The sequence below is a fragment of the Nitrosomonas sp. genome (assembly GCF_019752415.1).
Taxonomy (GTDB): domain Bacteria; phylum Pseudomonadota; class Gammaproteobacteria; order Burkholderiales; family Nitrosomonadaceae; genus Nitrosomonas.
The window spans coordinates 1-9,409 of record NZ_JAIEME010000013.1 but is presented as its reverse complement, the minus strand read 5'-3'; the positions used below and the strand labels follow the sequence as shown (position 1 = coordinate 9,409).

7 protein-coding genes are annotated in these 9,409 nt (G+C 51.1%); all 7 read left to right on the top strand.

Features of this window, described 5'->3' with window-relative positions:
* Positions 1 to 1,250: Asp-tRNA(Asn)/Glu-tRNA(Gln) amidotransferase subunit GatB (gatB, locus tag K2P83_RS03225; protein WP_292926441.1), on the top strand; the 1,250-nt coding region annotated here is incomplete at its 5' end.
* A 62-nt stretch (positions 1,251 to 1,312) separates the two neighbouring features.
* Positions 1,313 to 2,986 carry a class I SAM-dependent DNA methyltransferase gene (locus K2P83_RS03220; RefSeq protein WP_292926440.1) on the top strand — a complete coding sequence of 558 codons (1,674 nt, stop codon included), beginning with the start codon at positions 1,313 to 1,315 and terminating at the stop codon, positions 2,984 to 2,986.
* Entirely contained in the window at positions 2,983 to 3,585 is a 603-nt protein-coding gene (locus K2P83_RS03215; protein ID WP_292926439.1) for a restriction endonuclease subunit S, read from the top strand. Before K2P83_RS03220 ends, K2P83_RS03215 begins: the two co-directional genes overlap by 4 nt.
* A 48-nt stretch (positions 3,586 to 3,633) precedes the next feature.
* Positions 3,634 to 4,251, top strand: a complete 618-nt coding sequence (locus K2P83_RS03210) for a restriction endonuclease subunit S (protein WP_292926438.1) — start codon at positions 3,634 to 3,636, stop codon at positions 4,249 to 4,251.
* Between the two features lie 40 nt (positions 4,252 to 4,291).
* Positions 4,292 to 5,290 (top strand): virulence protein RhuM/Fic/DOC family protein, encoded by a 999-nt coding sequence (locus K2P83_RS03205; protein ID WP_292926437.1) that lies wholly within the window; start codon positions 4,292 to 4,294, stop codon positions 5,288 to 5,290.
* Between the two features lie 60 nt (positions 5,291 to 5,350).
* Positions 5,351 to 6,016 (top strand): transposase, encoded by a 666-nt coding sequence (locus K2P83_RS03200; RefSeq protein WP_292926436.1) that lies wholly within the window; start codon positions 5,351 to 5,353, stop codon positions 6,014 to 6,016.
* Complete coding sequence (locus K2P83_RS03195; RefSeq protein WP_292926435.1) at positions 6,009 to 9,233, top strand: type I restriction endonuclease subunit R; 3,225 nt, start codon at positions 6,009 to 6,011, stop codon at positions 9,231 to 9,233. Before K2P83_RS03200 ends, K2P83_RS03195 begins: the two co-directional genes overlap by 8 nt.
* Positions 9,234 to 9,409 lie beyond the last annotated feature (176 nt).

Genomic DNA, 9,409 nt, shown 5'->3' with positions numbered 1-9,409 from the left:
TGTCGGTCGGCGCGAAAATCAATTCGCCGTCCATTTTCGCGCGCAAGAATTATTTCTATCCCGATTTACCGAAGGGCTATCAAATCAGCCAATACGAATTGCCGGTGGTGCAAGGCGGCACCATCGCGATTCAAATCGACGGTACTGAAAAAACCATCCACCTGACGCGCGCGCACTTGGAAGAAGACGCCGGTAAATCGTTGCACGAGGATTTTCACGGCATGAGCGGCATCGATTTGAACCGCGCCGGTACGCCGCTGCTGGAAATCGTCTCCGAACCGGACATGCGCAGCAGCGCGGAAGCGGTGGCGTACGCCAAAACACTGCACGCACTGGTACGCTGGATCGGCATCTGCGATGGCAACATGCAGGAAGGCTCGTTCCGCTGCGATGCGAACGTTTCGGTGCGTCCGCGCGGTACGGAAAAACTCGGCACGCGCTGCGAAATCAAGAATCTGAACTCGTTCCGCTTCCTGGAAAAAGCCATCGATTACGAGGCCCGGCGGCAGATCGAAATCCTCGAAGACGGTGGCGCGATCCGCCAGGAAACCCGGCTGTACGACGCCAACAAAGACGAAACCCGCACCATGCGCACCAAGGAAGACGCCAACGATTATCGCTACTTCCCCGACCCGGATTTGTTGCCCGTGGAGATCTCCGCAAGCTGGATCGAGCAAGTCAAATCCGCATTGCCGGAATTGCCACAAGCGCGCCGCGACCGTTATGTCGCCGAATTCGGGCTGTCCGCTTACGATGCCGCGGTGCTGACCGCTTCGCGTGAAACCGCGGATTACTTCGAAGCCGCCGTCAAACAGTTGCCCGCACAAGCCAAACTGTGCGCCAACTGGATCATGGGTGACATCAACGGGCAATTGAACAAGGAAGGCATCGACATCAGCGCCTGCTCGGTCAATCCATCCCAGCTCGCGGCGCTGCTGACGCGCATCGGCGACGGCACGATCTCCGGCAAAGCCGCTAAAACAGTGTTCGAAAGCCTATGGAACGGCGAATTGGACAAGAATGTCGATGCCATCATTGCCGCCAAAGGCTTGAAGCAAATTTCCGACGACAGCGCCATCGAAAAAATCGTCGACCAAGTCCTCGCCGCCAACGCACAGCAAGTCGCCGACTATCGCGCCGGCAAGGAAAAAGCCTTCAACTCGTTGGTCGGCCAGATCATGAAAGCCACCCAAGGCAAGGCCAACCCCGCGCAAGTCAATGCCATCTTGAAGAAAAAACTGGACGAATAAAGTATGGCCTGACGGATTGGCATTGCTTCAGCGCGCATTAATCACGAAAATCAGGCCTGCTCATGGCGAAAGCTGCGAAAGAAATCAAACAAGAACCGCTGGAAAAACAACTGTGGAAAGCCGCTTGTAAGCTCCAAAAAAATATTGATGCGGCGGAATACAAGCATGTCGTACTCGGACTGATATTCCTCAAATATATTTTCGACGCGTTTGAGGAATTGCACGGTCGGCTTGAAACTGGTGAAGGCGAACTGACCGGAGCCGACCCGGAAGACAAGGACGAGTACCAGGCGGAAAATGTGTTTTTCGTTCCCGCCGAAGCGCGCTGGCCGTATCTGGTGGCGCGCGCCAAGCAACCGGATATCGGCCTGCATGTCGATACCGCGATGGATGCCATCGAACAGGAAAACCCCTCGCTCAAAGGTGTGCTGCCCAAAGTCTATGCGCGGCAAAACCTCGACCCCACGTCACTGGGTGAATTGATCGACCTGATCGGCAACATCGCCCTGGGTGATGCCAAAGCGCGCAGCCGCGACGTGCTCGGTCATGTGTTCGAATATTTTCTCGGCGAATTCGCACTGGCCGAAGGCAAGCAAGGCGGCCAGTTCTACACCCCGCGCAGCATCGTCGAATTGCTGGTAAACATGCTGGAACCGTACCAAGGCCGGGTATTCGATCCGTGCTGCGGGTCAGGCGGCATGTTCGTGCAATCGGAAAAGTTTGTCGAAGAACACCAGGGCCGCATCAGCGACATTTCCATTTACGGGCAGGAAAGCAACCAAACCACCTGGCGGCTGGCGAAAATGAACCTCGCCATCCGCGGCATCGACAGCTCGCAAGTCAAATGGAACAACGAAGGCTCGTTCCTGAATGACGCGCACCAAGACCTCAAAGCCGATTTCATCATCGCCAACCCGCCGTTCAACGTCAGCGACTGGAGCGGCGAGCAACTGCGTGGCGATGCGCGCTGGCAGTATGGCACTCCACCGCCCGGCAACGCCAATTTCGCCTGGTTGCAGCATTTCGTCTACCACCTGTCGCCCAGCGGCATCGCCGGTGTGGTACTGGCCAAAGGCGCGCTGACCTCGAAAACCTCCGGCGAAGGCGACATCCGCAAACGCCTGATCACCGACGGCAATCTGATCGACTGCATCGTCAACCTGCCCGCCAAATTGTTTTTGAATACACAAATTCCGGCGGCGCTGTGGTTTCTGAACCGCGCACGCAACAACGACCATCCGCGTAAAAATGAAATCTTGTTCATCGATGCGCGTAATCTTGGACATTTGATCAACCGTCGCACGCGGGAATTGTCGCACGACGATATTCAAAAAATTGCCCGTACCTACCATGCCTGGCGTTGTACGGATGCATTGCCACACAATCCGGCAAATGAACCCGTAGGGGCGCGTTGCACGCGCCCTGATGGTACGCGCCCCGATGATGCGGTGGATGGAATGGGGATGAATGAAATCGGGGCGGATGCAATTAGGGCGGATGCAATCCGCCCCTACGGGGATGTGCGGGGGTTTTGCGCGTCGGTGCCGATTTCCCGCGTCGCCGAATTCGATTACGTGCTGACACCAGGACGCTACGTCGGCTTGCCGGACGAAGAGGACGATTTTATTTTTTCCGAACGGTTTGCCGCGTTGAAAGCGGAATTTGAGGCACAGTTGCAGGAAGAAGAAGCGTTGAACCGAGCGATTGTGGAGAGTCTGGCGAGGATAAAAGTGTGAGTGAGTGGCAAGAAACAGAGATGGGAACTATCCCCTCAGCTTGGAAGCTATATACAGTTGAACAGCTAGTAGAAAATAAAATTATTGATAAACCGCTAGATGGTAATCATGGAGAGATACATCCCAAAGGTTCTGATTTCGTAGAAACGGGTGTTCCATTCGTAATGGCCACTGATATAAATAATGGCAAAGTTGATTTGGTGAACTGCAAATTCATCACAAAAGAACAAGCAGATTCTCTAAACAAAGGATTTTCTATCAGTGATGATGTATTGCTTACACACAAAGCTTCTTTAGGGAGAACAGCTATCGTTGGTAAGATTCAAACTCCATACATTATGCTAACGCCTCAAGTAACTTACTACCGGATAAAAAATAAGAATTTACTGAACAATAAATACCTAAAATATTTTTTTGACTCTCCTGCATTTCAAGATACTTTAGCTAATCATGGCGATAGTGGATCTACACGTGCTTATGTTGGGATAACAGCCCAAAGAGAACTTCCAATTATTTTGCCTAGCAATATAGAAGAACAAAAAACCATCGCCTCCGTCCTCGGCAGCCTGGACGACAAAATCGACCTGCTGCACCGCTAGAACAAAACCCTCGAAGCCCTAGCTGAAACGCTGTTCAGGCAGTGGTTTGTGGAAGAAGCAGAGAATGATTGGGAGGAAAAAGAGTTAAAGGATATTCTTGAATTTGTTGTAGATAATAGAGGCAAAACAGCGCCAACAAGTGAAATTGGAATACCACTAATTGCGACAAACTGCGTCAAAAATAACAATATCTTCCCAACATACGAAAAGATTAGATACATAAGTGAAGAAACATATAACAATTGGTTCCGCTCTCACCCTGAACCCGGAGATTTGATTTTTGTAAATAAAGGCACTCCTGGGTGTGTAAATTTGGCTCCAAATCCAGTTGATTTCTGCATTGCTCAAGACATGATTGCTTTACGAGTAAATAAAAACTATGTAAGCAATTATTACTTATTTTTATTTTTACGAAGCGGAGACGTACAGAATCAGATTATCAATTCAAGTGTCGGCACAACGATCCCGCATTTAAAAAAAACTGATTTATTAAGCTTCAAAATAATAATTCCAGATAATTACAAGCTTAATGAATTCAATAAAATAGTTGAGTCATTTTTTCTAAAAATGAATTCTAATTCAAAACAAATCCGCACCCTCGAAACCCTCCGCGATACCCTGCTCCCCAAATTGATGAGCGGCGAGGTGCGGGTTGATTATCCGTAGGGGCAAATAATCATTTGCCCCTACAACACCGCATAAAAGTATGAATACTCGAGACCAGATTTCTATTTATCAATCGCCAGATGGCGGCGTGCAGCTTGAGGTTACGCTGGATCAAGACACGGTTTGGTTGACTCAGCGTCAACTGGCGGATTTGTTTGACAAGGATGTGCGCACCATCAATGAGCATATCCGCAATGTTCTGGCTGAGCAGGAGCTTGCCGCTGAGGCAACTATCCGGAATTTCCGGATAGTTCGGCAGGAAGGCAAGCGCACGGTCAATCGCGAGATTGAGCATTACAATCTGGACATGATCATTTCCGTCGGTTATCGCGTCAATTCCAAGAAAGGCACGCAGTTCCGCATCTGGGCCAGTTCCGTGCTCAAGCAATACTTGGTGCAAGGTTATGCGCTGAATGAACAGAAACTTCAGGAACAACAACAAAAACTCGCGGATTTAAAGCAGGCGATTGCCTTGTCTTCACGTCTGTTCCAACAAGAAAACCTGACTGTTTCCGAATCGCAAGGCATTCTGTCGATCCTGGAAAAATACAGCCACGCATTGACGGTGCTGGACGATTACGATCATCAGCGTTTGCAGGTCACGGGAATCCAGCAAACCGGACAGCGCAGAATTGCCTACGATGAGGCGATCCAGCAAATCCAGTTGTGGCGCGAACAAGAAAAATTGGGCGGGCTATTCGGCAACGAAAAAGATGATTCCTTCAAAAGTTCGCTGGAAACCATTGACCAAACCTTCGATGGCAAGGAGCTTTATCCCAGTATTGAAGAGAAGGCCGCCAATCTGCTGTATTTCATCGTCAAGAATCATTCTTTTTCCGATGGCAACAAACGCATTGCCGCCGCACTGTTTGTTTGGTTTCTAGCGCGCCATGATTATCTGTTCAATCCTGAAGGAGAGAAACGTATCGCCGATAATGCCCTGGTGGCCTTTACATTATTGATTGCCGAGAGCAAACCGGAGGAAAAAGACACCATCGTGAAAGTCATCATCAATTTGATCAATGGCAATAATCCGTAGGGGCCAATCGTAAGGGCAAATAATCATTTGCCCTTACGACGCCCCCATCACCACAAAAACATGACCTTCAACCCGAACCTCCATCGCCGCCGTTCGATTCGTTTGCCAGGGTATGATTATTCGCAGGCCGGGGCTTATTTCATTACCATTTGCACACATGACCGGGTACCGTTGTTCGGAGAAATTGTTGACGGGGTTATGATGCTGAATGCAGCGGGAAACATCGTGAATGAAGAATGGCACAAAACAGGACAGATCCGCCACCAAATCGCATTGCAAGAATTTGTCATCATGCCCAATCACATCCACGGCATCATCCAACTCGTAGGGGCGCGTTGCACGCGCCCAGATTGCATCGGCCCCAATTGCACCTGCCAGGACTACATCCGCCCCAATGAAATGCATGTGGATTCGGATGAACAACCGGCGCGTATACAACCAGGGCGCGTGCAACGCGCCCCTACGGTGCTATCGCCGACATCAATCATTCAACCCGCTCCCGCTGCATCAACCATTCAACGCGCCCCGACGGTGGGGAATGTGGTGCGGGGGTTTAAATCGTCTGTGACGAAACGGGTGAATGCGTTGCCGGGCGCATCCGGTCAACGCATCTGGCAGCGCAATTATTACGAGCACATTATCCGCAACGAGGATGCTTACCTGAAAATCGCAGAATATATTCAAACCAATCCGCAGCGCTGGGAAGCGGATACTTATCATGTCTAAACTCACCGAATCTGCCATCGAAGCATTAGCGATACAACTATTCGAGCAGCTTGGTTACAGCCATATCCACGCACCGGATATCGCCCCCGACGGCAATCGTCCCGAACGCACTCGCTACGATCAAGTATTGTTGACCGGCCGGTTGCAAAAAGCACTGCAACCCATCAATCCCGGCATGGGAAGCACGGTCTTGCAGGCTGCCTTGAAAGAAGTTGAGCGCATTCATTCCCCCGAATTACTCTCTAACAATGAAACCTTTCATCGCCTGCTCACCGAAGGCGTCAAGGTCAGCACCCAGCAAGATGGCAACGAGCGCGGCGATATCGTCTGGCTGATTGATTTCGATAACCCCGGCCATAACGAATTTGTCGTGACCAGTCAGTTCACCGTGATCGAGAACAACCAGAACAAGCGCCCGGATCTGGTGCTGTTCGTCAATGGCATGCCGCTGGCGGTGATCGAACTTAAGAATGCCGCCGATGAAAATGCCACTCTGCAATCCGCGTACCAGCAAATCTGCACATACAAGCACGCTATTCCCGGTTTGTTTACCTACAACGCGTTGCTGATTATTTCCGATGGATTGGAAGCCAAGGCCGGTTCGCTGTCGGCGGATTTCAGCCGTTTTATGACGTGGAAAATTCCCGATAATGTTGGGGCGCATTGCATGCGCCCGGATGATTTTCATGATACCCACGAGTGCGCATACAATGCGCCCCCACGGATTGAATTGGAAATTTTGATCAATGGGATGCTGAACAAAAAAACGCTGCTCGATCTGGTGCGGCATTTCGTGGTGTTTGAAAAATCCAAGAAAGAAGATCCGCGCAGCGGTGTAATCAGTATCCATACGGTCAAAAAGATTGCCGCCTATCACCAATATTATGCGGTGAATGCCGTCGTGGCTTCTACCTTGCGTGCCGCCGATATGAGCGCAGCTTACAAAGTCATGCAAAGCCCGGTCAGCTATGGGTTGCCGGATGTGACGCAACAACCGAAAGGCGACAAAAAAGCCGGTGTCGTGTGGCACACGCAAGGCAGCGGAAAATCATTGTCGATGGTTTTTTACACCGGCAAGATCGTGCTGGCGCTGCATAATCCGACGATTGTGGTCATTACCGATCGCAATGATCTGGACGATCAACTGTTCGATACTTTTGCCGCCTGCAAACAACTGCTACGGCAGGAACCCAGGCAAGTCGAAAACCGCCAGCAATTGAAGGAATTGCTGCGCGTGGCTTCCGGCGGCGTGATCTTCACCACGATTCAGAAATTCCAGCCGGACGAAGGCAATATGTACGAAGAACTCTCCAACCGGCGCAACATCGTGGTGATCGCCGATGAAGCGCATCGCACGCAATACGGTTTCTCGGCCAAGACGGTGGATGACAAGAATGCCGGCGGTGAGGTAATTGGCAAGAAAACGGTATACGGTTTTGCCAAGTACCTGCGCGATGCGTTGCCCAATGCCACTTATCTGGGTTTTACCGGTACGCCGATTGAGAAAACCGATGTCAACACCCCCGCGGTGTTTGGTCATTATGTGGATATCTACGATATTGCGCAGGCGGTGGAAGACGGCGCTACCGTGCGTATTTATTATGAAAGCCGCTTGGCGAAAGTCGCGCTGAGCGAGGAAGGCAGGAAACTAATCAAGGAATTGGATGATGAATTGGATCAGGATGAACTGACCGATACCCAGAAAGCCAAAGCCAAATGGACGCAGATGGAAGCGCTGATCGGCAGCGAACGCCGCACTCAAAATATCGCGCAGGATATCGTCAGCCATTTTGAAGCACGGCAGGAAGTGTTTGCTGGTAAGGGCATGATTGTCTGCATGTCGCGCCGCATTGCGGCGGAGCTTTACGGCCAGATCATCCAGTTGCGGCCAGCCTGGCATGCCGATGATCTGAACAAAGGCGTGATCAAAGTAGTGATGACGGCGGCGTCTTCCGATGGTCCGGTCATGGCGAAACACCACACCACCAAGCAGCAACGCAAAACGCTCGCCGAGCGCATGAAGGATGACAACGACGAATTGAAACTGGTGATCGTGCGCGACATGTGGCTGACCGGATTCGATGCGCCGGGCATGCACACGCTGTATATCGACAAACCCATGAAAGGTCACAACCTGATGCAGGCCATCGCACGGGTGAACCGTGTGCATGGCGACAAGCCCGGCGGGCTGGTGGTGGATTACCTCGGTATCGCATCGGATTTGAGGGAAGCCCTGTCGTTCTATTCCGATTCCGGCGGCAAAGGCGATCCGGCGTTGATGCAGGAACAGGCAGCGCAGCTCATGCTGGAGAAACTCGAAGTGGTATCCGCGCTGTATCACGGTTTTGCATATGAAAATTATTTTGCAGCGGATACTTCCCAAAAGCTGGCGCTCATTCTGGCGGCTGAAGATCACATTCTTGGCTTGGACGATGGCAAGAAACGCTATATCAACGAAGTCACCGCATTGTCGCAGGCGTTTGCCATTGCTATCCCGCATGAGCAAGCGGTGAAAGCGCGTCTGGCGAAATTCGATGGCAGCGGTGGCGGCAAAACCGATGAAGCCATCGAAACCACGATCCGGCAGGTCATCGACCAGGCGCTGGTGTCGGAACAGGTCATCGATATCTTTGACGCCGCCGGCATCAAGAAACCGGACATTTCGATTCTATCCGATGATTTCCTGGCGGAACTCAGAGACTATCAGCACAAAAATGTCGCTTTGGAAGTACTGAAAAAGCTACTCAACGACGAACTGAAACTGCGTGCCCGGGTTAATCTGACACAAAGCCGGTCGCTGATGGAGATGCTGGAGAATGCCATCAAGAAATATCACAACAAGGTATTGACGGCGGCTGAAGTCATTGAAGAACTGATCAAGATCAGCAAGGAAATCGTGGCTTCCGATAAAGAAATCAAGAAACTTGATTTAACCGAATTTGAGTATGCTTTTTACACCGCCGTCGCCAGCAACGACAGCGCCCGTGAGCTGATGCAAAATGACCAGCTGCGTGAACTGGCCATCGTACTGACTCAACGGGTGCGCCAAAATGCCTCGATCGACTGGACCATCAAGGCAAGCGTAAAAGCCAAGCTGAAAGTGATCGTGAAACGCACGCTACGCCAATTCGGTTACCCGCCAGACATGCAATTACTGGCGACGGAAAGGGTGTTGAAACAAGCCGAGATGATTGCCAATGAGCTGGCAACAGCCTGAGCATGCAGGAAGACTTGCAGACCGGTATAATGGAAAGCGGTTATAGTGCTATACTCGAGAGCCTGTTGTAAGGGCGGAAGAAATAACCGCAGCGCCAGTGGCATCAAACGCTGAATTAAATAAACGGGGCTTTTTCTTTTATTCCGCTTATTACAATCTTCTAACGTTAAATATAA

Bases quoted from the DNA above. Each gene is read 5' to 3' on its own strand.
- K2P83_RS03220 (WP_292926440.1), top strand. From the start codon at position 1,313: ATGGCGAAAGCTGCGAAAGAAATCAAACAAGAACCGCTGGAAAAACAA.
- K2P83_RS03205 (WP_292926437.1), top strand. From the start codon at position 4,292: ATGAATACTCGAGACCAGATTTCTATTTATCAATCGCCAGATGGCGGC.
- K2P83_RS03200 (WP_292926436.1), top strand. From the start codon at position 5,351: ATGACCTTCAACCCGAACCTCCATCGCCGCCGTTCGATTCGTTTGCCA.
- K2P83_RS03195 (WP_292926435.1), top strand. From the start codon at position 6,009: ATGTCTAAACTCACCGAATCTGCCATCGAAGCATTAGCGATACAACTA.